Here is a 25,789-nt window from a genome sequence, read left to right as displayed (position 1 = left end):
CTACTCCACGGCTTTCGTCACGATGCGGATCTCCGAGGTCAGCGTCCGGTGCACCGGGCACTTGTCGGCGATCTCCATCAACCTCTTGCGCTGCTCGGCATCGAGCGCGCCCTCCATTGCAATGCCGCGCTCGATCTGATCGAGCATCCCCTCGCGCGTTTCGCACTCCGCACAGTCCTTGGCATAGATCTTGGAGTGCTTCAGTGTGACCGTGACACGGTCGAGCGGCAGTGACTTGCGCTCGGCATAAAGACGCATGGTCATGGAGGTGCAGGCGCCGAGGCCGGCGAGCAGGAAATCGTAAGGGCCGGGGCCGGCATCCTCGCCGCCGGCGGCCACCGGCTCATCCGCTGTCAGGCGGTGCGGACCGACGGCGATGATCTGGTGGAACTTGCTCTTGCGGGTCTCCTGGACCACGACCTGGCGCGGCGTCTCCGGGAGATCCATCGCCTTCGCGGACTTTGCGGTGTCGACATAGCGGCTGGCCCAGGCCGCGATCACGTCGGCCGCGTAGAGGGCATCGCCGGGCTTCGCCAGAAGATGATCGGCGTGGTCGAGGGAGATGAAGCTCTTGGGGTGCTTGGCCGCGACGAAGATCTTGGTCGCATTGTCGATGCCGACGGTATCGTCGACCGGGGAGTGCATCACAAGCAGGGCTTTGTGCAGACCGGTGACGTCCTTCATCAGCTCATGCTCGACGATATCGTCGAGGAATTCACGCTTGATCCGGAATGTACGGCCGGCCAGCGAAACGTCGACTTCGCCTTGCGCGCGGATGTTGTCGATGTGGTCCTTGAAGAGACCGGTGACGTGGGCGGGATCGGACGGCGCCGCGATGGTCACAACCGCAGTGGCTTCGGGGATCTGTCCTGCTGCCGCGAGGATCGCGGCACCGCCGAGGCTGTGCCCGATCAAGACGGACGGCGCTCTGCGCGTCGCGCGCAGGTGATCGGCGGCGCGCACGAGATCGGCGACATTGGAGGAGAACGTGGAATTGGCGAAATCGCCCTCGCTGGAGCCGAGCCCGGTGAAGTCGAAGCGCAGCACAGCAATGCCCTTGGCCGCGAGCGCGACCGCGATGCGCTTGGCCGCCAGCGTATCCTTGCCGCAGGTGAAGCAATGCGCGAACAGCGCGAAAGCCGTGGGCTCGCCGTCGGGCAGTTCCAGCGCGGCCGAAAGCTGATGGCCGCCTTCACCCCTGAATTGAAAGCGCTCCGTCGGCATTGGACTTCCCCGTCCTTTGTTCAACCTAATCGCCTGAATAGCGCTGCTCGGTCCACGGATCGCCGCGGTTATGATAGCCGCGGACTTCCCAGAAGCCCGGCGCGTCCTTGTTCAAAAATTCGATGGCCTGGAGCCATTTGGCGCTCTTCCAGAAATACAGATGCGGCACGACCAGCCGCACCGGGCCGCCGTGCTCGGCCGATAGCGGCTGGCCGGACCAGCTATGGGCGAGCAGCGCATCCTCGGCGGCAAAGTCTTCCAGCGCGAGATTGGTTGTGTAACCATCATAGGAATGCAGCACGACGAAGCGCGCATCCTCGCGCGGCTGGCAGGCCGCGAGCAGCTCACGCGTCGCGAGTCCTTCCCACTCATTGTCATAGCGCGACCAGGTCGTCACGCAATGGATGTCGGAGGTGAACCGCGCCTGCTTCTGCGCGATAAACTCGTCGAAGGTCCAGAACACGGGATTTTCGATCGCGCCATAGACGTCGAGCCGCCAGCGCTCGCGCGATACCGGCGGCACGACCCCGAGATCGAGCACAGGCCAATCCTTGGTGAGATGCTGGCCGGGCGGTAGCCTTTGGTCTTCAGGCCGCGTGATCTTGCCGGTGAGGAAGCGGCCCTCGCGCGCCCATTTCTCCTTGGTGCGCGTCAGCTTGCTGTCGGATGGCGTCTCGTCGGTCATGGCCTACTCGTGCCGATGCATTGCAGAGGCGTGCTTGGTGTCGCGCATGGTGGAGTAGATGATCAGCGACAAGCAGATGATGCCGGCAAGATAGAAATAGAACCACTCCTCGTGCCCGATGCTCTTGAAGTAGAGCGCGATCGCCGGCGCGGTGCCGCCGAAGATCGAGACCGTGATGGCGTAGGGCAGGCCGACGCCGAGCGCGCGGACATTGGTCGGGAACAACTCGGCCTTCACCACCGCATTGATCGAGGTGTAGCCGGCGACGAACAGCCAGGCGGCGCAGATCAGGATGAACGCGACGAAGGGTGACTTTGTCTCCTTCAGCGTCATCAGCAGCGGCACGGTCGCGAGCGTGCCCGCGGCACCGAAGAAGATCAAGAGCGGCTTGCGCCCGATCCTGTCTGAGATGGCGCCGTAGATGGGCTGGAGGATGGTCGCGAAAATCAACGTGCCGAAGATCACGAAAGTGGTCTGGTCCTCGGTCAGCCCGACCGAAAGCTTGACGAAGGTTTGCTTGTAGGTGGTGAAGGTGTAAAACGCCGCAGTGCCGCCGGCGGTGAGGCCGACGACCAATAGCAGTTCGCGCGGATAGCGCAGCAGATTGGTGATCGAGCCGGTCGGCTTCACCACCTTCTTGGCTTCCTCGAACGCTTCGGTCTCGTGCAGGCCGCGCCGCATCACCGCGGCGAAGATCGCGAGAGCCGCGCCGATCGCGAAGGGGATACGCCAACCCCAGTCCTTCAGCTCCTCCGGCGTGAGGAAGACCTTCTGCAGAAGCAGCAGCACGATGATCGCGGTGAGCTGACCACCGATCAGCGTCACGTACTGGAAGCTGGAATAGAAGCCGCGGTGCTTGGGGTCGGCGACTTCGCTGAGGTAAGTGGCGCTCGCGCCATATTCGCCCCCGAGGCTCAGGCCCTCGATCACACGGGCGAGCGCCAGGATCACCGGTGCGGCGAAGCCGATCGTGGCATAGGTCGGCGTCAGCGCGATGATCAGCGAGCCGAAGCACATGAAGACGACAGACAGGGTCAGGGAGATGCGGCGGCCGAAATGGTCGGCGAGATAGCCGAAGAACCAGCCGCCCAGGGGCCGCATCAGGAAGGTCGCCGCGAATACAACGGCGACGTTCAATTGCTGCACGACGGGGTCGTTACCAGGGAAGAACGCGGGAGCGAAGTAGAGCGCGAACGCCGTATAGGCGTAGAAATCGTACCATTCGACGAGATTGCCGATCGAGCCGATGAAGATCGCCTTGATCCGCCGTTCAGCGTCGGCGACGTCAAAATGCCCAGAGGCCGGTTTGGTTGCTTGCTCTGTCACGTCCGGCCTCCCGTACTCTGTTGGAGAGGCCTACATCGCCTTTCCGAGCAGAAATGGCAACTGGCGGGGGCCTCTCACCGTGCCCTGCGACCAGGTCACGGTGCCTGCCGGGTCGAGCGCGAAGTCTGGAATGCGTCTCAGCCATTCCTCCAGCGCAACCTGCATTTCCATGCGCGCAAGGTTGGAACCGACGCAGCGATGGATGCCAAGCCCGAAGGCGGCGTGGCGGTTTTCGCGGCGGTCGATCACGACTTTGTCAGCGTCCGGAAACATCTTGGGGTCGCGGTTCGCCGCCGGGAAGGACAAGAGCACCATGTTGCCCGCCTTGACCGGGCAGCCCGAAATTGTGGTGTCCTGGACCACCTCGCGCGCCATTGTCACCGGCGAATAGGCGCGCAGCAGCTCTTCCACCGCGATCGGGATCAGCCCGGGCTCGGCGATCAGCCGCTCGCGATCGGCCGGCGTTTTCGCAAGATGCCACAGCGAGGAGCCAATCGCGCTCCAAGTGGTGTCGATGCCGGCGATCAGCAGCAGGCGCAGCGAGCCCACCACGTGGGAGTCCTCGAGCGGATTGCCGTCCTTGTCCCTGGCATTCATCAGATAGGAGATCAGGTCATCGGTCGGCTTCGTCTTGCGCGCCTCGATGTGTCCGCTGAAATAGGCGCTCATCTCCTCGACGGCCTGGAGCAGCTTGGTCTCGTCCTTGATGCCGAGCTCGAGGATCATGTGGATCCAGTTGATGAAGAGGTCGCTGTCGCTCTCGGGAATGCCGAGCATATGCGCGATCGCGCGCACCGGAATGTGCTTCGTGTAGCGCGCCGCAGCGTCCACGCTCTTTTCGGCGATGAAGTCGTCGATCAGTTCGTTGCAGATAGCGCGGACCCGCGGTTCGAGCTTCTTCATCGCATCCGGCGTGAACGGCGGCAGCAGCAATTGCTTGGCCGGCTTGTGCACGGGCGGGTCGGAGGTGATCGGCGGGGCGGCGTTCTTGCTGGTGATCTCCGGCCGCACGTCGCGGACGATGATCCGGCGCGAGGAGAAATGCGTGGTGTCGTTGGCGATCTCGCGCACCGCCTCATAGGTCGTCGGCAGATAGCAGCCGAGGAAGCGTTTTGTGTGCACCACCGGACTCGCGGCGCGCAACTGGTCCCAGATCGGGAAGGGATCTTCCGTCCATTGCGGATCGGTGTGGTCGAAATCATGAAACCAGTCGGTGACGGGTGGATGGGCGGCAGGCAGGCTGGCGTCGGACATCTCTAATCCCTCGGGTTCGTGGTCGCTGAAGACAGGCGAGCGGGCGGAGAGCGCGCTACTCCTCGATCACGTCGATTGCGATTTCCGGGCAGTTGGATTTGGCAAGCCAGGCTTTGTCTTCCTGACCCGCCGGGACCGTGCCGTCGCCGGTTTCATGGGCGTTGCCGAATTCGTCGAGCTCGAATAGCTCCGGCGCGAGCGCCTTGCAGCGGGCGTGGCCCTGGCACTTGTCGGGATCGACGTGAACCTTCAGTCGCTCTGTCATCGCGGCTTCCTCGGTCGTTTGCGCGCGAGGCCCGAAGGCGGCGCGTTTCCTCATCTGAGCTCTTCTTAAGTTATATCCTATTACATTCGCGGCAGGCTTCCCCTGTCAAGCGCAAACTTATAGGCTTTGCTCGATATGCGCTCACAACCCATCCGCAAGCCCGAGAAGACCTACCACCATGGCGATCTTCGCGATGCCTTGATCAAGGCCGCTCTGCGCGAAGCGGAACGCGGCGGCGCCGAGGCGATCAGCATCAAGGCGCTGGCCAAGCAGCTCGGCGTCTCGCAGCCGGCGCCGTACCGGCATTTTGCCGACCGCGAGGCCTTGCTCGCGGCGGTGACGGCGGAGGCGTTCCGGCAGCTCAGTGCAATTTTGCGCGAGGCGATGGCAAGCCCGTCGAAGCAATCGAAGCTGTCGCGGCTCGCGCTGGCCACGCTCGACTTCGGCCTCCGTCGCAACGGTGTCTACCGCCTGATGTTCGCCTCGCGCACTGTGTCATGCGCCGCCAAGGGCAGCGAGCTGCACGAGGCGACGCGCGAAACCTTTGCGCTCGTGATCGAGGCCTTGGAGGCTCCGGCGGTCGGTTACTTGCGCGAGCGGCAAGCGCTCAAGATCTGGGCGGCACTGCACGGCGTCGTGATGCTTGCTGAGCAGGGCTTGTTCACCGGCGAGGCGGCGCATGCCACGCGTGAGGAATTGGTCGAGGACTTCGTGAGCGAAACCAAGGCCGCCCTGGCCGTCGCGATCAAGGATGCCCGGCGAAAAAAGAACGGCGCTTAGGCTCCCGCTTTCAGCAGCCTCATCAGCTTGTCGACCGCGCTCTCCGGTGTAGTTACGACAGGGCGGCCGGTGGCCTCGGCGACCAGCGGCGCCGTCGCGGCGATGCTGAACTGCGCGAGCGCAATGACGTCGCAATCGCGCAAGTCGCGCGATGCGTCTGCAATCAGCCGATCGTGCGTGGCGCGATCGCCGCGGTCGAGTGCCGCCAGCGCCCCTTCGGCGAGTTTCGGTACGACCTCGACGGCGGCCGGAAATTCCTCGGGCATCGAGGCCAGGGTCGGCGGGAAAGTCGAGAGCAGGCCGATGCGCTGACCCAAGGTCACGGCACGTTCGATCATGGCCTCGTTCGGCCTCAGCACCGGCATCGGTGCATGCGCGCGCGCGACCGCTTCGATGCAGGGACCGAAGGCCGAACAGGTGAACAAAATCCCATTCGCCCCCGTTGCCGCCGCGTAGTCGCCCAGTGCCAGGAAGCGCTCGGTCATGGTATCGCTGAGCACGCCGTCGCGCGCCAGATCGGCCGACAGGCTGTCGTCGAGCAGGTTCATCAGCCGTACCTCGGGCCAAGCCTTCGCGAACGCCGTCTCGATCGGGGCGATGGAATGCTTAAGGGCGTGGATGAGGGCGATCCGCATATCTTCGCTGCTTCTCCCTCTCCCCGTTCTTTAGGGGGAGAGGGCTGGGGTGAGGGGCTCTATCAGCGCATATGGCGACAGTCGGAGGGTGGAGAGTCCTTCCTCAGCCGGATTGCTGCGTAATCCGACCAAGCGGGGAGAGGTGAACTCCTTACTTGAACGGAATGGCGTACATCAAGCCGCCTTTACTCCAGAGCCCATTGAGGCCACGATCGAGCTTGAGCGGGCTGGCCTTGCCGACATTGCGCTCGTAGATCTCGCCATAATTGCCGGTGGTCTTGATCGCCGTGACCAGCCATTTGTTGTCGAGCCCAAGCCGCGAGCCGAGGTCGCCGGAGGCACCAAGGAGCCGCTGGATTGCAGGCGTCTGCGATTTCGCCATTTCCTCGACATTGGCTTGCGTGACGCCGAGCTCTTCTGCCTCGATCAGGCCGTAATGCAGCCAGGTGATGATGTCGCTCCAGACCTCGTCGCCGTTGCGGGTGAAGGGGCCGAGCGGCTCCTTGCTGATGGTCTGCGGCAGCACGACATAGTCGGCCGGGTTCGGCGCCGCGGTGGTCACTGCACCTGCGAGCGCGGAGGCGTCCTGGGTCATGGCATCGCAACGGCCGCCGAAAAAGGTCTGGTACATGGTGTCGATGCGGTCGAACACCAGCGGCTTCCAGTCGATGCCGTTGGCGCGGCCGTAATCGCCCAGCGTGACCTCATGCGTGGTGCCTTGAGCCACGCAGACGGTGGCGCCCTTGAGGTCCTTGAGCTCCTTCACGCCGAGGTCCTTCTTCACGACGAAGCCCTGGCCGTCGTAGAAGTTGATCGGACCCTGCCGCAGGCCCAGCGTGACGCCGCGCAAGTAGGTCTGGGTCGAGTTGCGGTAGAGTACGTCGATCTCGCCCGATTGCAGCGCGGTGAAGCGATTCTGCGCAGTCAGCGAGACGTAACGCACCTTGTTGGGATCACCGAGCACGCCGGCCGCAAGGGCGCGGCAATAGTCGACGTCGAGACCCTTGTAGTTGCCTTGCGAATCCGGCGCGGAGAAGCCGGCAAAACCGGCGCTGACGCCGCACACCAACGTGCCGCGGCTCTTCACCGTGTCGAGCGTCGCGGCCGAAGCGACAACAGTCGATGCTGCGAGCACGCCCGCTGCGATAACCACTTTCCTAATCATGCTACTCTCCCCTCAGTGATTGACATTACGCAATACGTTGTCGACGGCCGTGCCAAGCCTGTCGACGATCAGGTCGATCTCATCTGCGGAAGCGATATAGGGCGGCGCCAGCAGCACGTGGTCGCCGCGCGCGCCGTCCACGGTGCCGCCGCCGGGATAGCAGCCGAGCCCGTTGGCGAGCGCCTCCGCCTTGATTTTCTGGTGCAGCTTGAGCGCCGGATCGAACGAGGTGCGGCTGGCGCGATCGGCGACGAGCTCGATGGCCCAGAACAGGCCGCGGCCCCTGATGTCGCCGACATGGCGGTGATTGCCGAAGCGTTCGGTCAGCCGCTGCTCGAGTTGTCGTCCGCGCTCCCTGACCCGATCGAGCAGGCCGTCCTCGCGGATCACGTTTTGCACCGCGAGCGCCGCCGCGCAGGCGAGGGGATGCGCCAGATAAGTGTGACCGTGCTGGAACGCGCCTGAGCCGGCGCGGATCGTGTCGATGATCTTGCCGCTCGCGAGCATCGCGCCGATCGGCTGGTAGCCACCGCCGAGCCCCTTGGCGATCGCCTGGATATCGGGCGCGACACCTTCCTGCTCCCAAGCGTGCGTGGTGCCGGTGCGGCCCATGCCGCACATGACCTCGTCGAGGATCAGCAGCGCGCCGTGCCGGTCGCAGATCTCGCGCATGGCCTTGAAGTAGCCGTCCGGCGCGGTCACGGCGCCGGCGGTGGCGCCGACCACGGGCTCGGCGAGAAACGCCGCGACCGTGTCGGGCCCCAGCCGCTGAAACTCGGCCTCGAGCTCGGCGGCAAGGCGCGCGACGAACTGCGCGTCCGCCTCGCCCTCGCGCTTCTCGTGATAGGCGAAGGCCGGCATGACGTGGCTGAACGCAGCCGAGAGCAGCGGCGCGTAGGGCGCGCGTCGCCAGGCATTGCCGCCGGCGGCCAGCGCGCCGAGCGTGTTGCCGTGATAACTCTGCCGCCGCGCGATGAAGTGCTGCCGCTGCGGCTCGCCGCGCTCGATGAAATATTGCCGCGCGAGCTTGATGCTGGCCTCGATCGCTTCCGATCCGCCGCTGACGAAATAAGCGTAGGCGAGACCGCCGGGCTCGTGCCCAACCAGCGCGTCGGCCAGCGCCTCGGCCGGCTCGGAGGAGAAGAACGCCGTATGAGCATAGGCAAGCGTCGCGGCCTGCTTCGCCATCGCCGCGATCACGCGCGGGTGCTGGTGCCCGAGGCAGGAGACCGCCGCGCCGCCGGAGGCATCGATGATGCGCCGGCCATCCTCGGCGAAGAGATAGACGCCTTCGCCGCCGATCGCCTTGGGCGGCGTTTCGCGCAATGAGCGATGCAACACACGGCTGGTGCGGGCGGCCATGGGTCAACCTTTCTCTGGGACGTAAGTGGAGGCCGCAGCGAGTCGCGCCTCGGTACTTTCCAGACGCTTCTTCGCGGCAACCCCGCCGAGCGAGAACGTGACCGCCGCGAGCGACTGCGCGATCGCAATCGCGCCAGTGAGGCTCGGAAAGAAGCCGGGGGAGGAGGCCGCCTCGAACAGCAGCACGTGGTCGGCGCCCTCTGCCATCGGTGCCGAGAGACTATCCGCGATGGCGACCAGTGTCGCGCCGGTACGATAGACCGCCTGTGCGACGCGGACGCTTGCATGCGTGTAGGGCAGGAAGCCGACGACGATGACCGCTTCCCCGGGCCGGAACGCGCCGAGATCGAGGTCGTCGGGCCCGGAAGCGCCGACGAGTTGGACCTGTTCGGGTCGAAACAGTCGCAGCTCGTAGTTCAGCAATTCCGCGACGCTGCGGCAGCTTCGATAGCCGGCGATCCAAATCCGCTTGGCGTCGTGCAGCGCGCGGGCAGCTTCCGCGATCGGCTGCGCCGGGATCCGTCGAAGACCCGCGGCCTCCGCCTGGAGCTTGTCGATGACGAGCGCGACATCGGCGTTCGGCCCGTGCCGACGGCCCTTTGCGCGGCCGGAGAAGGGCGCGGTCTGCGATGGCCGCCGCGCCTCGGTCAGCGCCGCGCGCAATTCCTCCCAGCCGGAATAGCCGATCGCCTTCGCAAGTCGCGTGAACGCAGCAGGATCGGCGCCGGCTTCCGCCGCGAGATCGCGCATGGAACGGGTGGTGGCGTCGTAATCGTTGGCGGCGACGAAGCGTCCGACTTCCTGCAAGCGCATCGGGAGCGATGGCAATGCAATACGCAGCTCGCTCAACGGCGAGGATTTCGCGGGCTCGACCATGAAACATTTGTTGCATGGATTGAAGTTTGGTGCAACAGTTGACGTGCGCTGCCGGAAATCGCTGCCTTTTTGAGAAGGTTTTTGTGCCGTGACATCAGACGTGCCGAGACCGCCGCCACGCCGTCGTTTCATCGGCGCCTTTGGGCGCCGCGAGCTGAAGGGCCTGTTCTGGCAGGTGCTGGTCGTCGGCATCGCGGTAGCGGTCGTCGCTTTCCTTTGGTCCAACACCGTCACGAACCTCTCGGCTCGGCGCATCACGACTGGCTTCGCCTTCCTCGGTCGCGAGGCCGGGATGCCGATCGCCGACAGTCTGCTCGCCTATAATCCGAGAGACACTTATCTCTGGGCGTTCATCGTCGGCGTCACCAACACCTTGCGCGTTGCCGTGATCGGAATCGTGCTCGCGACGATTTTGGGCACGCTGATCGGCATTTCGCGATTGTCGGCGAACTGGCTGCTGTCACGGCTCGCTGCGGTCTATGTCGAGACGCTCCGCGATATCCCGCTGCTGCTTCAGCTCCTGTTCTGGTACGTGTTGATGCAGGCGCTGCCGGCCGCACGCGCCGCGTGGCGACCAGTCGAGGGTGTGTTCCTGTCCAATCGCGGCCTGATCCTGCCGGCGATCCCGTTCGGGCCGGCGCAGCTCGCGGTCCTCGGCACCGCCGTGCTGGGTTGCGCGGTGTTCTATATCGTCCGGCGATCGCTGGTCGCGCAGCAGATGCGCGATGGCAAGCCGCGGTCGGCGTGGCCCTTTGCGGTTGCGCTGGTGATTGCGTTGCCGGCGCTGGCGTCCGTGCTGCTCGGTGCATCCTGGAGCATCGAATGGCCCGAGCTGCGCGGCTTCAACTTTGTTGGCGGGCTGACGCTGGCGCCGGAATATTTCGCGCTGTTGCTCGCACTCGTCACCTACACCTCGGCCTTCGTCGCCGAGATCGTGCGCAGCGGCATCCAGTCGGTGCCGCGGGGACAGTGGGACGCCGCCAACGCGCTTGGCCTGCGCCGCAGCTTCATGCTGCGGCAGATCATCCTGCCACAGGCATTGCGCGTGATCGTTCCGCCGATGACGAGTCAGTATCTCAATTTGACAAAGAACTCATCGCTCGCTGTCGCGATCGGCTACCAGGACGTGGTCTCGATCGCCAACACCACGCTGAACCAGACCGGGCAGGCGATCGAGGCGATCGCGCTGATCATGGCGGTGTTCTTGACCATCAGTCTCGGGATCAGCTTTTTCATGAACTGGTATAATGCGCGCATCGCGCTGGTAGAGCGCTGAGGATGACGGCGATCAGCGATATGCCGGACGTGCCGCGTGCCGCTCGCCGCCCGCAAGTTGGTAATCCGATGCTGCGCTGGCTGCGCAGCAACTTGTTCTCGTCGATTCCGAACGGCATCCTCACGATCGTGCTGCTGGCGGTGCTCGCGAAGGGCGTGATCAGCTTCGTGCAATGGGGCATCGCCAGCGCTGTCTGGCTTACGCCGGCGAATGATTCCAGCGCTTGCCGCGCGGTGCGCGGCATCGGCGCCTGCTGGGCTGTCATCCCCGAAAAGTACCGCTTCATCCTGTTCGGCACCTATCCATTCGACGAACAGTGGCGACCGGCGTTGTCGGTCGTGCTGTTCATTCCGCTGTTCTATCTCTCGACCCGCCGCGCACTGTGGCGGCGCGAACTCGTTTTCATCTGGATCGGTGCACTCGCGCTGATCAGCGTGCTGATGTGGGGCGGGGTGCTCGGGCTCTCGTTCGTCTCGCAGGACCGCTGGGGCGGATTGCCGGTCACGCTGATCCTGGCGACGTTTGGACTCGCGTTCGGCTTTCCGCTCGGCATCCTCGTCGCGCTCGGCCGTCGTTCGAAGCTTCCGGCAATCCGCTCGCTCAGCGTGCTCTATGTCGAGCTGATCCGCGGCGTGCCGCTGGTGAGCCTCTTGTTCATGGCGAGCGTGATGTTTCCGCTGTTCATGCCGAGTGGGTTCAACATCGACAAGCTGTTGCGCGCACAGATCGCGATCATACTGTTCGCGGGCGCCTACCTTGCCGAAGTCATCCGCGGTGGTCTCCAGGCCGTACCGCGCGGGCAGTATGAGGCTGCCGACGCGCTGGGACTGTCCTACTGGCGCAAGCACCGGCTGATCATCTTGCCGCAGGCGATCCGCCACGTCATCCCGCCACTGGTCAACACCTTCATCGCCTTCTTCAAGGATACCAGTCTCGTGCTGATCATCGGCATCTTCGACCTGCTGACGACGGCGAAGACCGCGATCATCGATCCCGCTTGGCAGCAGTTTTCCGTCGAGGTCTATATCTTCGTCGCCGCAATCTATTTTGTCTTTTGCTTTGCGATGTCGCGCTACAGCCGGAGTCTGGAGGCATCAGGCGCGCGGTGACGCTCGGGCCGCGGCGATGCAGCGCATCGCTGAAAGAGCGCTGCGCTGCGTCCGGGCACCAGAGCGAGATTAATTCTTCACCTTCGGATCGATCGGGGTCGTGCCGCGCAGGCCCAATATATCCTCCAGCACCTTCGCGCCTGCAATCACCTGCGCATCTGCGCGCGGTGCGCCGACCACCTGCACGCCGACAGGCAGGCCGGACGCGGTAAAGCCGCAGGGCAGCGACAGCGACGGGCAGCAGGCGAGCGTGATAGCGTAGACGATGCCGAGCCATTCGACATAGTTCTCGAACGTCTTGCCGGCGCATTCGGCGACATAGCGATGCTCGACGGGGAAGGGCGGCACGATCGTCGTCGGCACCAGCAGGAGGTCGTAGGTCTTGAAGAACTCGACGGCGCGCGCGGTCATGCCGACGCGCTGGGCCTCGGCGCGCTCAAGCTGCTCGACGGTGAGCTTGAGGCCTTCCTCGATGTTCCAGATCACCTCGGGCTTGAGCAGGTCACGCTTGGTCCGGAGAAGTTGCGCCTTGCTGATCGCGAAATCGAAAGCGCGCAGCACGTGGAAGCATTCATGCGCCTCGCGCCAGTCCGGATGCGCCTCCTCGACGATGACGCCGGCCTCGGCGAAACGTTCAGCTGCCTTGCGCGTGGTCGCCTTGACCTCGGGATCGACCGGCGTGATGCCGAGATCGGGCGAATAGGCGATGCGCTTCGGCTTCTTGCCGGACTGCGCCGCCGAGAGAAACGAAGTCAAAGGCGCCGGCAGCGACAGCGGATCGGCGGCATAGTCGCCGCTCATGGCATCCAGCAGCAGCGCGAGATCCTCGACGTTGCGCGCCATCGGACCCTGCACGCCCAGATTGCGGTCGATGCCTGCCTTCGGCGTATGCGCGACACGGCCGATGCTCGGCCGCATGCCGACGATGCCGCAGAAGCTCGCCGGGCTGCGCAGGCTGCCGCCCATGTCTGAGCCCTGCGCGAGCCAGGCCATGCCGGTGGCGAGCGCAACTGCTGCGCCGCCGGAGGACCCGGCCGCAGATTTCGAAGTATCCCAGGGATTGAGGGTCGCGCCGAATACCTCGTTGAAGGTGTTGGCGCCGGCGCCGAATTCCGGTGTGTTGGATTTGGCGTAGACGACCGCGCCGTTGGCCTCGAGGTTCTCGACCATGAGGTCGGATTTCGCCGGGATGTTGTCCTTGAAGATCGGCGAGCCCTGGGTGTTCAGCACGCCCGCAACGTCGGTCAGATCCTTGATCGGCACCGGCAGGCCCGCGAGCAGCCCGCGTGCGCCGGCCGGCTTCTGCATCAGCGCCTTGGCGTGATCCCGGGCGCGATCGAAGCACAGCGTCGGCAGCGCGTTGACCTTGCTGTCGACTTCACTGATGCGCTTCTCCAGCACATCCAGCAGCTCGAGCGGGGAGATGTCGCCGGACCGCAATTTGTCGACGACGGTGCACGCGGTTTCGCGAATCAGCTCTTGAGACAATTAGTTTACTCCTGTGCTTCTTCTAGGCTCCCTCGTTGCGAGGAGCGAAGCGACCAAGCAATCCAGACCTTTTGCGTAGAGGCATTCTGGATTGCTTCGCTGCGCTCGCAATGAGGAGGGATAGACCTACCCCCACCCGGCGCTGATGCCGCCATCGACGGTATAGATCACGCCCGACGTATAGCCCGAGCGAGCCGACGCCAGGAACGCCATGAGGTCGCCGATCTCGCGCGCATGCGCAGGGCGCCCGAGCGGCAGACTCTTCTGGAATTCGCTGTAGCGGCTCTCGTCGCCAAATTGGTGCTTTGCCCGCGTCTTGAGCAGGGTGACGTGGCGGTCGGTGCCGACAGGGCCGGGATTGATGCCAACCACACGGATGTTGTCGGCGAGACTTTTTCCACCGAGGGCACGGGTGAACGCCATCAGCGCAGCATTGCCGGCGCTGCCGCAGATGTAATTGCCATCAAACTTCTCGCCGGCCGCGCCGATGTCGTTGACGATCACGCCGCCACCCTTGGCTTTCATCTGCGCGTAGATCTGCCGGGTGAGGTTGATGTACCCGAACACCTTCAATTCCCAGGCGTGCCGCCAGGTCGCCTCGTCGATCTTGTCGATGGACCCGCCGGGGATGTCGCCGGCATTGTTGACGAGGATGTCGATGCCGGCGGCCTCCTTGGCGAGCCGCGCAATGTCCTCGGCTTTGCGCAGATCGACGACACTCGTCGCGGCGTCGATCTGGTGCGCGGAACGCAACCGCTCGGCCAGCGCCTTGAGCTGCTCGCCGCTGCGGGCGGCAAGCAGCAGATGCGCGCCTTCCTCGGCAAACGCCTCGGCGGCGGCCGCGCCGATGCCCTTGGATGCGCCCGTGATCAGGACGCGCTTACCGCGCAGATGCAGATCCATGAGGGGTACTCGCAGGATGGGAACAGGATCAGATCAGTAGGCGCTCGGTCGCGCCACGGTCAACATTGCAGTGCAGCGTTGCACTGCCGCCGCGTTTGGTCCATTGCAGTGCAATCAAAAGGCGGCTGCCGAAACCAACCAAGGACGTTCTCGATGAGCAAGAAACAATACCGGATCGCAGTCATTCCCGGCGACGGCATCGGCAAGGAAGTGATGCCTGAGGGCCTGCGCGTTCTGGAAGCGGCGGCGAAGAAGCACGGCGTGTCCCTGCAATTCGACCATTTCGACTTCTCGTCCTGGGATTATTACGAGAAGCACGGCCAGATGATGCCGGATGACTGGAAGGAGAAGATCGGTAAGCACGATGCGATCTATTTCGGCGCGGTCGGCTGGCCGGCCAAGATTCCGGACCACGTCTCGCTGTGGGGCTCGCTGATCAAATTCCGCCGCGAGTTCGACCAGTATGTGAACCTGCGTCCCGTGCGGCTGATGCCCGGCGTGCCGTCGCCGCTGGCGAATCGCAAGCCCGGCGACATCGATTTCTGGGTGGTGCGCGAGAACACGGAAGGTGAATATTCCTCCGTCGGTGGCCGCATGTTCCCGGACACCGAGCGCGAGTTCGTGACGCAGCAGACGGTGATGACTCGCACCGGCGTTGACCGCATCCTGAAGTTCGCCTTCGAGCTCGCGCAGTCGCGGCCGAAGAAGCACCTGACCTCGGCGACGAAGTCGAACGGCATCTCCATCACCATGCCCTATTGGGACGAACGCGTGGAGGCGATGGCCAAGAAGTTCCCGGGCGTGAAATGGGACAAGTACCACATCGATATTCTCACCGCGAACTTCGTGCTGCATCCGGACTGGTTCGACGTCGTGGTCGGCTCCAATCTGTTCGGTGACATCCTCTCCGATCTCGGCCCGGCCTGCACCGGCACCATCGGCATCGCGCCGTCTGGTAACATCAATCCCGAGCGCAATTTCCCATCGGTGTTCGAGCCGGTGCACGGCTCGGCTCCCGATATCGCGGGGCAGGGCATCGCCAACCCGATCGGCATGATTTGGTCGGGCGCGATGATGCTCGAGCATCTCGGCGAGAAGGAAGCCGGCAAGTCGATCGTCGACGCGATCGAGCGCACGCTCGCCGAACGCACGCTGCGGACGAAGGATCTCGGCGGCAATGCCGACACCACCGCCTGCGGCAAGGCGGTGGCGGAGATGGTAGACTAGTTCGCTGTTTTACCCTCTCCCCTCGTGGGAGAGGGTGGCTTCGATGCGAAGCATCGAAGACGGGTGAGGAGGAGTCTATCTCCGCAGAAGCAGACCTCTCATTGTGGGTTTTTGCTCGCTGCGAGAACCCCTCATCCGGCGCTTCGCGCCACCTTCTCCCACAAGGGGAGAAGGGAAGACAAGCGTGCCTCGCTCTGCTTAGCCCGCAATCTTCTCAATCGTCGCCTGATCGAGCCCGAACCGCTTTCCGGCGTCCAGAATCTCCTGCCAGGTATTCGGATCCACAGGAATGCCCTCGGCCAGCCGCTTCTTCTTGGTCTCGCGCTCGGGCTCGCCGGCGATCTTCACCTTGTCGACACCCGGGGCGGGGGGCGAGCCGGTGTGCCAGGCGACGAAGCTCTCGACTTCGCGCGCGAGGTTCTCGCCGGTGCCGAGCTTGTTCGGATCGATGATGATCGAGAGCATGCCGTTGAGGACGCGGCGCTTGCTGTCGGCCGGGCCTTTGACGACCTGCCCGCCCGAAAGTGCGCCGCCGAGAATTTCGCACACCAACGCCAACCCAGAACCCTTATGCTCGCCGAACGGCAGGATGGCGCCGTGCGGCGCGATCACGGTGTAGCGCGGGTTCGTGGTTGGCCTGCCTTCGTTATCGATGATGGTGCCGGGATCGAGCGCGACCCCCTTGTTGTAGGCGACGCGGGTCTTGCCCTGCGCAATCTTGCTGGTGGCGAAGTCGAGCACGATCGGCTCGTGGCCTGCGCGCGGGATGCCGACGCAGAACGGATTGGTGCCGTGGCGCGCATCGCTGCCACCCCAGGGTGCCACTATCGGACGCGAGATCACGTTGACGAAGTGGATCGACACCAGCCCGTGCTCAATGCACTGCTCGGCCCAATGGCCGATGCGCCCGATATGGTGCGAGTTGGAGAGGCCGACGACGCACACGCCGTTGCGCTTGGCGCGCTCGGCGCCCAGCTCCATCGCCTCCTGGCCCATCACCTGGCCATAGCCGGTGAGGCCGTCGAGGGTGAGCAGGGGGCCAGTGTCCATCACGATCTTGACGTGCTGGTTGACCGCGAGGCCGCCCTCGGCGACCGCCTCGGCATAGCGCGGAATCATGCCGACGCCGTGCGAGTCGTGGCCTTTCAGGTTCGCCTCGACGAGGTTGGTGGAGACCAATTCGGCTTCGCGATCGGTGGATCCGCCCGCCTTGGCGATGGCATGGATGACGCTGGTGAGCTTCTCTGCCTTGATGGTGCGGTAATCGGCCATTGTTGTTGCTGTTATCCCTTCACGATCCGGCGGCAGTGCTCCCACGCCGCGCCAATCAGGTTCTCGCTCGCCTCCGGCGTGCGGAAGGCGGAATGCGCCGACAGCGTCACATTCGGCAATTTTGTCAGCGGATGGCCGCCGGGCAGCGGCTCGATGTTGAAGACGTCGAGGCCGGCATGCCGGATGTGGCCCGATTTCAGGGCATCGATCATGGCGGCTTCGTCCACGATCGCGGCGCGAGCGGTGTTGATGAGGATGACACCGCGTTTCATCGCAAAGATCTTCTCGCGCGTGATCATGCCGCGCGTCTCGTCACTGAGCAGCAGATGCAGCGACACGACGTCGCTCCTTGCCAGCACGGTATCGAGATCGGTGAATTCTACGCCAGGATGGCTCTTCGGCGAGCGGTTCCAGGCGATCACCTTCATGCCGCTGCCGGACGCAATGCGCGCCACTTCCGCGGCGATGCCGCCGAAGCCGATCAGCCCGAGCGTCTTGCCGGTGAGCTGCATACCGTCCTCGCGCAGCCAATTGCCGCCGCGCATCTCGCGATCCATCATCGCGATGACGCGGGCCGAGGCCCACATCAGCGCGATCGCGGATTCCGCCACCGCCGTGTCGCCGTAGCCCTTGATCAGATGCACGGAGATGCCGAGCTCGGCCAGTTCCTCCGGGTTCATGTAGCTGCGCGCGCCGGTGCCCAGGAACACGACGTGCTTGAGGCCGGTGCACTTCTTTGCGACGTCGGTCGGAAGCGAAGTGTGATCAATGATCGCGATTTCGGCGCCGTCGAGAATCTCCGGATATTGCTCCGGCTTGATATCAGGATTCCTGTGGATCCGCACTTTGGGATCGCCGGGCTTCTCCAGCCGCTCCATGATCACCGCCAGCGTTTCATTGGCGTCGACGAAAACTCCGCGCATGGTTCTCTCCGGTCAGGACGCGACGCCGGCGATCGCCAGCACGGTGTGCATGAGCACGTTGGTCCCCGCGGCACAGTCCGCTTGCGTGGCATCCTCCAATTCGTTGTGGCTGATGCCGTCCTTGCAGGGCACGAACACCATAGCCGCCGGCATGACGGTGTTGAGGTTGCAGGCGTCGTGGCCAGCCCCGGAGGTGATGCGGCGAGAGGAATAGCCGAGCATCTTCGCCGCGTTCTCGACCGTCGCAATCAGCTTGGGATCGAAATGCGTCGGCGGCTTGCGCCAGACCAGGTCGACCTTGACCTCGACCTTGCGGCGCGCAGCGATCTCGGCAATCGCGGCGCGCAAATCGCGATCGAGCGCGTCCATAATGGCGCCATCCGCGCTGCGGCAATCCATGGTGAAGGCGATCTCGCCGGGAATGACGTTGCGCGAGGGATTTGCGATCACGGCCTCGCCGATGGTGCCGACCGCGTTCGGACCATGTTTCTTCGCAATCGCCTCCATCGCCAGCACGATCTCCGACAGTGTCGCCAGCGCGTCGCGCCGCAGCGGCATCGGTGTCGAGCCTGCATGGCTCTCGAAGCCGGAAATCTTGCCGTCGTACCACAGCACGCCCTGGCCGGAATCGACCACGCCGATGGTCTTGCCTTCGGCCTCCAGGATCGGGCCCTGCTCGATGTGCAATTCGACGAAGCAGCGGAGCTTCTGGAAACCGACCGGCTTGTCGCCGCGATAACCGATGCCGTCGAGCGCCTGCCTGACGGTCATGCCTTCAGCGTCCTTGCGCGACAAAATGTCATCGGTGGTGAAATCGCCGACATAGGCGCCAGACGCCATCATCGCCGGTGCGAAGCGCGAGCCTTCCTCGTTGGTCCAGTTGACGATGCAGATCGGCGCTTCCGTCTCAATGCCGGCATCGTTCAGCGTGCGGATCACTTCCAGTGCGCCGAGCGTACCCAAAATGCCGTCATACTTGCCGCCGGTCGGCTGGGTGTCGAGATGCGAGCCGATGCCGACGGGCGGCTTTGTCATGTCGCGCCCCTTGCGCAGGCCGAACATCGAGCCGAGCGCATCGACATGCACCTCCAGGCCCGCGTCTTCGCAGGCCTTGCGGAACCAATCGCGGACCTGCTTGTCCTCGGAGCTGAGCGTCAGCCGCCGCACGCCACCCTTGGCCGTCGCGCCGAACTGCGCGGTCTCGTGGATGGAGCCCCAGAGGCGGACGGGATCGATCTGCAGGTTGGTGGCGGCTCGGCTCATGCGGTCAGTCTCTCAATTGTCCGGCGCCTTTTTCAATGACGCGCCAGCGCGGGCGCGTCAACCGCGAGGCTGCTCTGCGCAATCTGCCGCGCCAGCTCCGCGACGCGCTCGATAGCCACGACGTCGGGCGAGGCGAGCCAGCTCGCGGTGAAGGTCAGCGGCGCGATCGCGAGATCGGTGTCGAGCAGTTGCAGCCTCCCGTCGGCGAGTTCGTTCTCGACGATGGCGTCGGGGATCACGGCGATGCCGAGCCCTTCGACCGCCATGTGGATGACCGTGGCCAGCGAGGCGGAGGCATGCAGTCGGATTGGCGGCAGCTCGGGCCGGTCGAACACCTCGCGCACGACCTCGTAAGGCTTGGTCTTGCGCGGGAAGGTAATGATCGGAAATCGCGCGAGCTCCGCCGGCGTCACCGGCCCCTTGCCGAGGCCGAGCGAGGGGCTGGCGAGGAAACCGATCGGATAATCGGCGAGCACGCGGTTGTGCACGCCGGAAGCGGACAGCGGTCCCACGACGAACGCCAGCTCAATCTCCTGTGCGAGCAGACGCGCGGTGAGGTTCGGCGTGATGTCGACCTCGATCTCCAGCGACAGGTTCGGATAGACCTCGTTCATGCTCTTCACCAGGCGGGGCAGCCAAGTGTGCACGATGGTCTCGGCGACGCCGAGTCGCATCACGCCGCGCATCGCCGAACGGTCGCCGATCTCCGCCATCATCGCGGCGCGCAGCCCGATCAGCTTCTCCGCATAGACCATCATCTGCCGGCCGCTCGGGGTCGGCGAGGCCACGCGATGATCGCGGTTGAGGAGCTTTACGCCCATCTCGCGCTCGAGCTGGGCGATGCGCTGGGAGATCGCCGGCTGGGTCGTGTTGAGCCGTTGCGCGGCGCCCCGAAAGCTGCCGAGCTTCACAACCCAGAGAAATGTCTCGATCGATCTGAAGTCCAGCATTGGAAGGATCTTCCCATTCGATAAAGAAAATTTATCGAGTTTGATTAGAAACGACGATTAGACTTTATAGCATGCTTGGTGTTGGCTTGTCTTTGTCGAGTTTATAGGCAGGTCGATCCCATGACTGTTTTGGTGGCAGCGCAGCAAACTGAAACGCCCGACACGCTCCCGAGCCGCAAGGCGCGGCTTGCCTATCGCGAAGGGCAGGTCGCCTCCACCGCCGGCGTTGCGCCCGGCTTCGTCCAGGGCAATCTGGCAATCCTCCCGGCGGAATGTGCCAGCGCCTTTCACCGCTTCTGCCAGCTCAATCCGAAGCCGTGCCCGATCATCGGCATGTCCGACGTCGGCAGCCCGCACATCCCCTCGCTCGGCGTCGATCTCGACATCCGCACCGACGTGCCGCGCTACCGCGTCTGGCGTGACGGCGAGATCGTCGACGAGCCGACCGACGTGAAGAGCTACTGGCGCGACGATCTCGTGACCTTCGTGCTTGGCTGCTCCTTCTCGTTCGAAGAGGCGCTGCTCGAGGAGGGAATGCCGATCCGTCACATCGAACAGAACGTGCGCGTGCCGATGTACCGCACCAACATCGCTTGCGGCGAGGCTGGCCCCTTTGCCGGCCCGATGGTGGTGTCGATGCGTCCGTTCAAGCCGGCGGACGTGATCCGCGCGGTGCAGATCACCTCGCGATATCCCGCCGTGCACGGTGCGCCGGTGCATCTCGGCCATCCGCATCTGATCGGCATCAAGGACATTGCCAAGCCTGACTACGGTGATCCCGTTCCGGTCGCCGATGACGAGATCCCGGTGTTCTGGGCTTGCGGCGTGACGCCGCAATCGGTGATCAATGCCGCCAAACTGCCGTTCGCGATCACGCATTCGCCCGGCCTGATGCTGGTGACGGATCTCAAGAACAGGACCATGGCCGTGATTTAATGGGCAGCGTATGCTGCTTGTTCAGGCTTTACCGCATCCATCAATCACTTCATTCGATCAGTCGAAATTCAGTACAGGGAACTTTGCCATGACGATCTCTCGCCGCGACGTGTTGTTAGGAGCTACCGCTACGGCCGCGCTGGTGCCGCTGGCAGCGCGCGCACAGACCTCGGAAGTCGTGATCGGCGTGATCTATCCGTTCTCCGGCGGCAGCGCGCAGCAGGGCGTCGATGCGCAGAAGGCCTATGAAACCGCGCTCGAAGTCATCAACAAGGACACCGATTTCGACCTGCCGCTGGCGAAAGGTGAAGGCCTGCCGGGCCTCGGCGGCGCCAAGGTCCGCCTCGTGTTCGCCGACCACCAGGCCGATCCGCAGAAGGGGCGTGCCGAGGCCGAGCGCCTGATCACGCAGGAAAAGGTCGCCGCCATCATCGGCACCTATCAGAGCGCGGTCGCCGTCACTGTCAGCCAGATCTGCGAGCGCTACCAGATCCCGTTCGTCTCCGCCGACAATTCCTCGCCGAGCCTGCATCGCCGCGGCTTGAAATATTACTTCCGTGCCGCGCCGCATGACGAGATGTACTCGGCCGCGATGTTCGACTTCTTCGATGCCATGAAGAAGAAGGGCACCAAGATCGAGACGCTTTCGCTGTTCCACGAGGACACCATCTTCGGCACCGACTCCGGCAACGCCCAGGCCAAGATCGCCGGCGAGCGCGGCTACAAAATCGTCACCGACATCAAGTACCGTGCCAACTCGCCCTCGCTCTCGGCCGAGGTGCAGCAGCTCAAGACCGCCAATGCCGACGTGCTGATGCCGTCGAGCTACACCACCGACGGCATCCTCTTGGTCAAGACCATGGCCGAGCTCGGTTACAAGCCGAACGCGATCGTGGCGCAGGATGCCGGCTTCTCCGAGAAGGCGCTTTATGATGCCGTCGGCGACAAAGTCGAAGGCGTGATCTCGCGCGGCACCTTCTCGCTCGACCTCGCGCAGAAGCGCCCGATGGTCGGCAAGATCAACGAGATGTTCAAGGCGAAGTCGGGCAAGGACTTCAACGACCTCACCTCGCGCCAGTTCATGGGCCTGATCATCCTCGCCGATGCCATCAGCCGCGCCAAGTCGACCGACGGCGAGAAGATTCGCGATGCGCTGGCGGCGACCGACATCCCGGGCGAGCAGACCATCATGCCCTGGAAGCGGGTCAAGTTCGACGAGATGGGCCAGAACAACGACGCCGACCCGGTGCTGCTGCAATATGTTGGCGGCAAGTTCGTCACCATCTTCCCGCCGCAGGCCGCGATCGCCGAGGCGATCTGGCCGATGAAGTAAGACGCTGCTGAAGCAGGACAGAAGATCGAGGTCGTCGTGAATGCCTCGTCATTGCGAGGAGCGTAGCGACGAAGCAATCCAGACTGCCTCGGCGGTGAGATTCTGGATTGCTTCGCTTCGCTCGCAATGACGGAGCAAACGATGACGTTTCGAACGGGGGATCAGAGGTGACAGCCCAAGCCATTATCCAAAGTCTCGCGAGCGGCCTGCTCATGGGCCTGCTCTATGGACTGATCGCGGTCGGCCTCGCGCTGATCTTCGGCCTGATGGACGTCGTGAACTTCGCTCATGGCGAGTTCCTGATGATCGCGATGTATGTGAGCTTCTTCCTGTTCGCGTTCTTCGCCATCGATCCCCTTTTGTCGGCGCCGCTGGTCGCCGCGGCGCTGTTCGTGTTCGGAGCGGTGGTCTATCTATTGATTGTCCGCTTCGCCATGCGGGCCAAAGCCAATGCCGGCATGGTGCAGATCTTCTCCACCTTCGGCCTTGCCATCGTGATGCGCGGCCTGGCGCAGTTCTTCTTCACGCCGGATTATCGCAGCATTCCGCAGTCTTGGCTCGGCGGCAAGACCATCTCGGTCGCCGGCATCTTCCTGCCGGAGCCGCAGCTGATCGGCGCGCTGGTCTCGATTCTCGCTTTCGCCGGACTCTATTTCTTCATCAATCGGACCGATTTCGGCCGCGCGCTGGAAGCGACGCGTGAGGATCCCGGCGCGGTGGCTCTCGTCGGCATCGACAAGAACCGCGTGTTTGCGCTGGGCTGGGGCCTTGGCGCCGCGCTGGTCGGTCTTGCCGGCGCCATCATGGCGGTGTTCTTCTACATCTACCCCGATGTCGGCGCGTCCTTCGCGCTGATCGCCTATGTTACGGTGGCGCTGGGCGGCTTCGGCAGCGTGTTTGGGGCCTTTGCCGGCGGGATCATTGTCGGCCTCGTGGAGGCCGTCACCGCCTTGGTGCTGCCGCCCTCGCTGAAGTCGGTCGGCATCTACGCCGTCTACCTGCTCGTCGTCTTCATCCGGCCGCGTGGCCTGTTCGGGTCGATGTGATGGACAATAAATTTGCCGCGCGGCGCCGCCGCGACCTCATCATTGCCGCAGTATTGGCCGGGCTCGCAGCGCTGGCGCCGTTGCTCGTCAAGGACGTCTACGTTCAGAACATCCTCATCCTGACCTTGATGTATGCGGCGCTGTCGCAGAGTTGGAACATCCTCTCCGGCTATTGCGGACAGATCTCGCTGGGACACGCGCTCTATTTCGGCATCGGCGCCTACACCACCGAACTCTTGTTCACCAAGTTCGGCGTGCTGCCCTGGTTCGGCATGCTCGGCGGCGGCGTGATTGCCGCCCTGATCGCGATGGGGCTCGGCTATCCCTTCTTTCGCCTGCGCGGCCATTACTTCGTGATCGCGACCATCGTCATTGCCGAGATCGGCCTGTTGCTGTTCCAGAACTGGGAGTGGGCGGGAGCGGCGATGGGGATCACCATTCCGATCCGCGGCGACAGCTGGCTGAAATTCCAGTTTCTGCGCACCAAACTGCCATACTTTTATTTCGCGCTGGCATTGTGCTGCCTCGCCTGGTTCGTCACCTGGTGGCTGGAGGACTCCAAATGGGGCTTTTGGTGGCGCGCGGTGAAGGACAACCCGGAGGCGGCCGAAAGCCTCGGCGTCGTCGTGTTCAACTCCAAGATGGGCGCGGCAGCCGTCTCCGCCTTCCTCGTCGCCATCGGCGGCGCATTCTATGCGCAGTTCCTTGCCTATATCGATCCTGAGAGCGTGATGGGCTTCCAGTTCTCGCTGCTGATGGCACTGCCGGCCGTGCTCGGTGGCATCGGTACCCTCTGGGGGCCGGTGTTGGGGGCCGCCATCCTGATCCCGATGACGGAGCTGACGCGCTCCTATATCGGCGGTTCCGGGCGCGGCGTCGACCTCATCGTCTACGGCACCCTGATCGTGCTGATCTCGCTGGCGTTGCCGCAGGGTCTGGTGAGCCTGCTCTCACGTACCAAGGCGAAGGGGGCCACACGATGACCGCGCTCCTCGAAACCCGTGGCGTCTGGCAGCGTTTTGGCGGGCTCGTCGCCAACAGCGATGTCTCGATCTCGGTCGGCCGCGGCGAGATCGTCGGCCTGATCGGCCCGAACGGCGCCGGCAAGTCGACGCTGTTCAATCTCATCGCGGGGGTGCTGCCGCCGACGCAAGGCTCGATCTGGTTCGACGGCGAGGATGTTACCCGCATGCCGGCGGCCGAGCGCTGCCAGCGCGGCATCGGGCGCACCTTCCAGGTGGTCAAGAGCTTTGAGACCATGACGGTCATCGACAACGTCATCGTCGGCGCCTTGGTTCGCAACACCGTGATGCGTGAGGCGCGCCGCAAGGCGCATGAGGTGCTCGAATTCACCGGCCTTGCCGCGCGCGCCGATGTGCTCGCAAGCGACCTCGTGCCGGCCGAGAAGCGCCGCCTCGAAGTCGCGCGTGCGCTGGCAACCGAGCCAAAGCTGCTGCTGCTCGACGAAGTCCTCACCGGCCTCACGCCGACCGAGGCGCAGACTGGCGTCGCCTTGGTGCGCAAGGTGCGCGATGCCGGCATCACCGTGCTGATGGTCGAGCACGTCATGGAGATCGTGATGCCTTTGGTCGATCGCGCCATCGTGCTCGACCTCGGCAAGGTGCTGGTCGAAGGCAAGCCTGCTGAGGTCGTCCGCGATCCCAAGGTGATCAGCGCATATCTGGGAGATCGTCATGCTGTCGGTGCGTGAAGTCACGACCGCCTACCAGGGCCTGGTCGCGATCTCCGCGGTCTCGATCGAGGTTCAGAAGGGCGAGATCGTCTGCGTTGCCGGTGCCAATGGCGCGGGCAAGTCGACGCTGCTCAAGTCCATTGCCGGCGCCGAGCGGCCGCGTTCGGGCACGGTGACATTCGACGGCAAGCGTCTCGATGGCATGGCGCAGCATCACATCACGGCCACCGGCATTGCCTATGTGCCCGAGAACCGCCGCTTGTTCCCCCGTCTGTCGGTGCGCGACAATCTGCGCCTCGGCAGCTATCTCTATCGCGGCGAGGCGAACCGTGAGGAGCCGCTCGATCTCGTCTTCCAGCTTTTCCCGCGTCTGGCCGAACGCCTGGAGCAGCGCGCCGAGACGCTCTCCGGTGGCGAACAGCAGATGCTCGCGATCGGCCGCGCTCTGATGACGCGTCCGCGGCTGTTGATGCTGGACGAGCCTTCGCAGGGTATCATGCCGAAGCTGGTCGACGAGATCTTTCAGGCCGTGAAGCGCATCCGCGATGCCGGCATGACCGTGCTGATCGTCGAGCAGCGCATGGCCGAGTGCCTCGAGATCGCCGATCGCGCCTACATCCTGCAAACCGGCCGCGTGCTGATGCAGGGTGCGGCCGCGGAGATCAAAGGCAATCCGGCCGTCCGCAAGGCGTATCTGGGGCTGTAACTGTGGCGTGTGCGGCATTCACGCTCCGCACACTCGGTGTCATCGCCCGCGAAGGCGGGCGATCCAGTATTCCAGAGGCGTCAGTGAAATAC

At 64.2% G+C, this 25,789-nt stretch carries 25 protein-coding genes; 10 read left to right on the top strand and 15 right to left on the bottom strand.

The window, feature by feature from the left end; all coding sequences use genetic code 11:
• Genes IVB01_RS24745 through IVB01_RS24725 form a run of 5 tightly spaced genes read right to left on the bottom strand, consistent with a single transcriptional unit; the run spans window position 1 to window position 4,754 of the window.
• Window positions 1–1,224, bottom strand: a complete 1,224-nt coding sequence (locus IVB01_RS24745) for a bifunctional alpha/beta hydrolase/OsmC family protein (protein ID WP_247449728.1) — start codon at window positions 1,222–1,224, stop codon at window positions 1–3.
• Between the two features lie 25 nt (window positions 1,225–1,249).
• Window positions 1,250–1,909 (bottom strand): sulfite oxidase-like oxidoreductase, encoded by a 660-nt coding sequence (locus IVB01_RS24740; RefSeq protein WP_247279814.1) that lies wholly within the window; start codon window positions 1,907–1,909, stop codon window positions 1,250–1,252.
• Between the two features lie 3 nt (window positions 1,910–1,912).
• Window positions 1,913–3,235: an MFS transporter gene (locus IVB01_RS24735; RefSeq protein WP_247494935.1), complete on the bottom strand. Its 1,323-nt coding sequence runs from the start codon at window positions 3,233–3,235 to the stop codon at window positions 1,913–1,915.
• Between the two features lie 30 nt (window positions 3,236–3,265).
• A complete protein-coding gene (locus tag IVB01_RS24730; protein ID WP_247279812.1) occupies window positions 3,266–4,489 on the bottom strand; it encodes a cytochrome P450 in 1,224 nt (407 codons plus the stop codon).
• A gap of 55 nt (window positions 4,490–4,544) precedes the next feature.
• Window positions 4,545–4,754, bottom strand: coding sequence for a ferredoxin (locus tag IVB01_RS24725; protein WP_247279811.1), 210 nt, complete (start codon window positions 4,752–4,754; stop codon window positions 4,545–4,547).
• A gap of 135 nt (window positions 4,755–4,889) precedes the next feature.
• Between IVB01_RS24725 and IVB01_RS24720 the strand changes: the two genes are divergently transcribed.
• Window positions 4,890–5,534 carry a TetR/AcrR family transcriptional regulator gene (locus tag IVB01_RS24720; protein ID WP_247279810.1) on the top strand — a complete coding sequence of 215 codons (645 nt, stop codon included), beginning with the start codon at window positions 4,890–4,892 and terminating at the stop codon, window positions 5,532–5,534.
• Here the strand turns inward: IVB01_RS24720 and IVB01_RS24715 are convergent.
• From IVB01_RS24715 to IVB01_RS24700, 4 genes are all read right to left on the bottom strand, one after another.
• The gene (locus IVB01_RS24715) at window positions 5,531–6,169 is read right to left on the bottom strand and encodes an aspartate/glutamate racemase family protein (protein WP_247279809.1); all 639 of its coding nucleotides are present in this window, start codon (window positions 6,167–6,169) and stop codon (window positions 5,531–5,533) included. The genes IVB01_RS24720 and IVB01_RS24715 overlap by 4 nt on opposite strands.
• Before the next feature lie 151 nt (window positions 6,170–6,320).
• A complete protein-coding gene (locus tag IVB01_RS24710; protein WP_247279808.1) occupies window positions 6,321–7,334 on the bottom strand; it encodes an amino acid ABC transporter substrate-binding protein in 1,014 nt (337 codons plus the stop codon).
• A 12-nt stretch (window positions 7,335–7,346) separates the two neighbouring features.
• On the bottom strand, window positions 7,347–8,696 hold the full coding sequence (locus tag IVB01_RS24705) for an aspartate aminotransferase family protein (protein WP_247279807.1): 1,350 nt from the start codon (window positions 8,694–8,696) through the stop codon (window positions 7,347–7,349).
• A gap of 3 nt (window positions 8,697–8,699) precedes the next feature.
• On the bottom strand, window positions 8,700–9,572 hold the full coding sequence (locus IVB01_RS24700; RefSeq protein ID WP_247279806.1) for a MurR/RpiR family transcriptional regulator: 873 nt from the start codon (window positions 9,570–9,572) through the stop codon (window positions 8,700–8,702).
• Window positions 9,573–9,660: 88 nt separating this feature from the next.
• Between IVB01_RS24700 and IVB01_RS24695 the strand changes: the two genes are divergently transcribed.
• Both IVB01_RS24695 and IVB01_RS24690 read left to right on the top strand, forming a co-directional pair.
• Window positions 9,661–10,848, top strand: coding sequence for an ABC transporter permease subunit (locus IVB01_RS24695; RefSeq protein WP_346015459.1), 1,188 nt, complete (start codon window positions 9,661–9,663; stop codon window positions 10,846–10,848).
• 2 nt (window positions 10,849–10,850) lie between these two features.
• A complete protein-coding gene (locus IVB01_RS24690) occupies window positions 10,851–11,957 on the top strand; it encodes an amino acid ABC transporter permease (RefSeq protein ID WP_247279804.1) in 1,107 nt (368 codons plus the stop codon).
• Window positions 11,958–12,026: 69 nt separating this feature from the next.
• Here IVB01_RS24690 and IVB01_RS24685 read toward each other — a convergent pair whose 3' ends face one another.
• A complete protein-coding gene (locus IVB01_RS24685; RefSeq protein ID WP_247279803.1) occupies window positions 12,027–13,445 on the bottom strand; it encodes an amidase family protein in 1,419 nt (472 codons plus the stop codon).
• A 126-nt stretch (window positions 13,446–13,571) separates the two neighbouring features.
• On the bottom strand, window positions 13,572–14,348 hold the full coding sequence (locus tag IVB01_RS24680) for an SDR family oxidoreductase (RefSeq protein WP_247279802.1): 777 nt from the start codon (window positions 14,346–14,348) through the stop codon (window positions 13,572–13,574).
• Window positions 14,349–14,501: 153 nt separating this feature from the next.
• Here IVB01_RS24680 and IVB01_RS24675 point away from each other — a divergent pair, with 153 nt between their 5' ends.
• Window positions 14,502–15,575, top strand: coding sequence for a tartrate dehydrogenase (locus IVB01_RS24675; RefSeq protein WP_247449733.1), 1,074 nt, complete (start codon window positions 14,502–14,504; stop codon window positions 15,573–15,575).
• A gap of 198 nt (window positions 15,576–15,773) precedes the next feature.
• On the opposite strand, the gene IVB01_RS24670 is transcribed toward IVB01_RS24675, so the two are convergent.
• Genes IVB01_RS24670 through IVB01_RS24655 form a run of 4 tightly spaced genes read right to left on the bottom strand, consistent with a single transcriptional unit; the run spans window position 15,774 to window position 19,983 of the window.
• Window positions 15,774–16,847, bottom strand: coding sequence for a malate/lactate/ureidoglycolate dehydrogenase (locus IVB01_RS24670; protein WP_247279800.1), 1,074 nt, complete (start codon window positions 16,845–16,847; stop codon window positions 15,774–15,776).
• Window positions 16,848–16,858: 11 nt separating this feature from the next.
• The gene (locus tag IVB01_RS24665) at window positions 16,859–17,770 is read right to left on the bottom strand and encodes an NAD(P)-dependent oxidoreductase (RefSeq protein WP_247279799.1); all 912 of its coding nucleotides are present in this window, start codon (window positions 17,768–17,770) and stop codon (window positions 16,859–16,861) included.
• A 12-nt stretch (window positions 17,771–17,782) separates the two neighbouring features.
• The gene (locus tag IVB01_RS24660; protein WP_247279798.1) at window positions 17,783–19,033 is read right to left on the bottom strand and encodes a Zn-dependent hydrolase; all 1,251 of its coding nucleotides are present in this window, start codon (window positions 19,031–19,033) and stop codon (window positions 17,783–17,785) included.
• 32 nt (window positions 19,034–19,065) lie between these two features.
• On the bottom strand, window positions 19,066–19,983 hold the full coding sequence (locus IVB01_RS24655; RefSeq protein ID WP_247279797.1) for a LysR family transcriptional regulator: 918 nt from the start codon (window positions 19,981–19,983) through the stop codon (window positions 19,066–19,068).
• A 120-nt stretch (window positions 19,984–20,103) separates the two neighbouring features.
• Here IVB01_RS24655 and IVB01_RS24650 point away from each other — a divergent pair, with 120 nt between their 5' ends.
• The 6 genes from IVB01_RS24650 to IVB01_RS24625 all read left to right on the top strand — a co-directional run bounded on the left by IVB01_RS24650 (window position 20,104) and on the right by IVB01_RS24625 (window position 25,697).
• On the top strand, window positions 20,104–20,919 hold the full coding sequence (locus IVB01_RS24650; RefSeq protein ID WP_247279796.1) for a putative hydro-lyase: 816 nt from the start codon (window positions 20,104–20,106) through the stop codon (window positions 20,917–20,919).
• 88 nt (window positions 20,920–21,007) lie between these two features.
• The gene (locus IVB01_RS24645) at window positions 21,008–22,252 is read left to right on the top strand and encodes an ABC transporter substrate-binding protein (protein WP_247279795.1); all 1,245 of its coding nucleotides are present in this window, start codon (window positions 21,008–21,010) and stop codon (window positions 22,250–22,252) included.
• Between the two features lie 167 nt (window positions 22,253–22,419).
• Window positions 22,420–23,298 carry a branched-chain amino acid ABC transporter permease gene (locus IVB01_RS24640; protein WP_346015458.1) on the top strand — a complete coding sequence of 293 codons (879 nt, stop codon included), beginning with the start codon at window positions 22,420–22,422 and terminating at the stop codon, window positions 23,296–23,298.
• Window positions 23,298–24,281 carry a branched-chain amino acid ABC transporter permease gene (locus tag IVB01_RS24635; RefSeq protein WP_247279794.1) on the top strand — a complete coding sequence of 328 codons (984 nt, stop codon included), beginning with the start codon at window positions 23,298–23,300 and terminating at the stop codon, window positions 24,279–24,281. The genes IVB01_RS24640 and IVB01_RS24635 overlap by 1 nt, the downstream gene beginning before the upstream one ends.
• Window positions 24,278–25,009, top strand: coding sequence for an ABC transporter ATP-binding protein (locus IVB01_RS24630; RefSeq protein WP_247279793.1), 732 nt, complete (start codon window positions 24,278–24,280; stop codon window positions 25,007–25,009). Before IVB01_RS24635 ends, IVB01_RS24630 begins: the two co-directional genes overlap by 4 nt.
• Window positions 24,993–25,697, top strand: a complete 705-nt coding sequence (locus tag IVB01_RS24625; protein WP_247420781.1) for an ABC transporter ATP-binding protein — start codon at window positions 24,993–24,995, stop codon at window positions 25,695–25,697. Before IVB01_RS24630 ends, IVB01_RS24625 begins: the two co-directional genes overlap by 17 nt.
• Window positions 25,698–25,789 lie beyond the last annotated feature (92 nt).

Source organism: Bradyrhizobium sp. 164 (assembly GCF_023073715.1).
GTDB lineage: Bacteria > Pseudomonadota > Alphaproteobacteria > Rhizobiales > Xanthobacteraceae > Bradyrhizobium.
The sequence above is the reverse complement of the archived record's forward strand: the minus strand, read 5'-3'. Positions and strand labels throughout refer to the sequence as shown.

Excerpts from the sequence above, each read along its gene's own strand:
- IVB01_RS24740 (WP_247279814.1), bottom strand. The coding sequence starts at position 1,909 with ATGACCGACGAGACGCCATCCGACAGCAAGCTGACGCGCACCAAGGAG.
- IVB01_RS24645 (WP_247279795.1), top strand. The coding sequence starts at position 21,008 with ATGACGATCTCTCGCCGCGACGTGTTGTTAGGAGCTACCGCTACGGCC.
- IVB01_RS24635 (WP_247279794.1), top strand. The coding sequence starts at position 23,298 with ATGGACAATAAATTTGCCGCGCGGCGCCGCCGCGACCTCATCATTGCC.
- IVB01_RS24680 (WP_247279802.1), bottom strand. The coding sequence starts at position 14,348 with ATGGATCTGCATCTGCGCGGTAAGCGCGTCCTGATCACGGGCGCATCC.
- IVB01_RS24715 (WP_247279809.1), bottom strand. The coding sequence starts at position 6,169 with ATGCGGATCGCCCTCATCCACGCCCTTAAGCATTCCATCGCCCCGATC.
- IVB01_RS24675 (WP_247449733.1), top strand. The coding sequence starts at position 14,502 with ATGAGCAAGAAACAATACCGGATCGCAGTCATTCCCGGCGACGGCATC.
- IVB01_RS24630 (WP_247279793.1), top strand. The coding sequence starts at position 24,278 with ATGACCGCGCTCCTCGAAACCCGTGGCGTCTGGCAGCGTTTTGGCGGG.
- IVB01_RS24650 (WP_247279796.1), top strand. The coding sequence starts at position 20,104 with ATGACTGTTTTGGTGGCAGCGCAGCAAACTGAAACGCCCGACACGCTC.
- IVB01_RS24725 (WP_247279811.1), bottom strand. The coding sequence starts at position 4,754 with ATGACAGAGCGACTGAAGGTTCACGTCGATCCCGACAAGTGCCAGGGC.
- IVB01_RS24670 (WP_247279800.1), bottom strand. The coding sequence starts at position 16,847 with ATGGCCGATTACCGCACCATCAAGGCAGAGAAGCTCACCAGCGTCATC.
- IVB01_RS24730 (WP_247279812.1), bottom strand. The coding sequence starts at position 4,489 with ATGTCCGACGCCAGCCTGCCTGCCGCCCATCCACCCGTCACCGACTGG.
- IVB01_RS24705 (WP_247279807.1), bottom strand. The coding sequence starts at position 8,696 with ATGGCCGCCCGCACCAGCCGTGTGTTGCATCGCTCATTGCGCGAAACG.
- IVB01_RS24655 (WP_247279797.1), bottom strand. The coding sequence starts at position 19,983 with ATGCTGGACTTCAGATCGATCGAGACATTTCTCTGGGTTGTGAAGCTC.
- IVB01_RS24700 (WP_247279806.1), bottom strand. The coding sequence starts at position 9,572 with ATGGTCGAGCCCGCGAAATCCTCGCCGTTGAGCGAGCTGCGTATTGCA.
- IVB01_RS24720 (WP_247279810.1), top strand. The coding sequence starts at position 4,890 with ATGCGCTCACAACCCATCCGCAAGCCCGAGAAGACCTACCACCATGGC.
- IVB01_RS24710 (WP_247279808.1), bottom strand. The coding sequence starts at position 7,334 with ATGATTAGGAAAGTGGTTATCGCAGCGGGCGTGCTCGCAGCATCGACT.
- IVB01_RS24745 (WP_247449728.1), bottom strand. The coding sequence starts at position 1,224 with ATGCCGACGGAGCGCTTTCAATTCAGGGGTGAAGGCGGCCATCAGCTT.
- IVB01_RS24660 (WP_247279798.1), bottom strand. The coding sequence starts at position 19,033 with ATGAGCCGAGCCGCCACCAACCTGCAGATCGATCCCGTCCGCCTCTGG.
- IVB01_RS24665 (WP_247279799.1), bottom strand. The coding sequence starts at position 17,770 with ATGCGCGGAGTTTTCGTCGACGCCAATGAAACGCTGGCGGTGATCATG.
- IVB01_RS24690 (WP_247279804.1), top strand. The coding sequence starts at position 10,851 with ATGACGGCGATCAGCGATATGCCGGACGTGCCGCGTGCCGCTCGCCGC.
- IVB01_RS24625 (WP_247420781.1), top strand. The coding sequence starts at position 24,993 with ATGCTGTCGGTGCGTGAAGTCACGACCGCCTACCAGGGCCTGGTCGCG.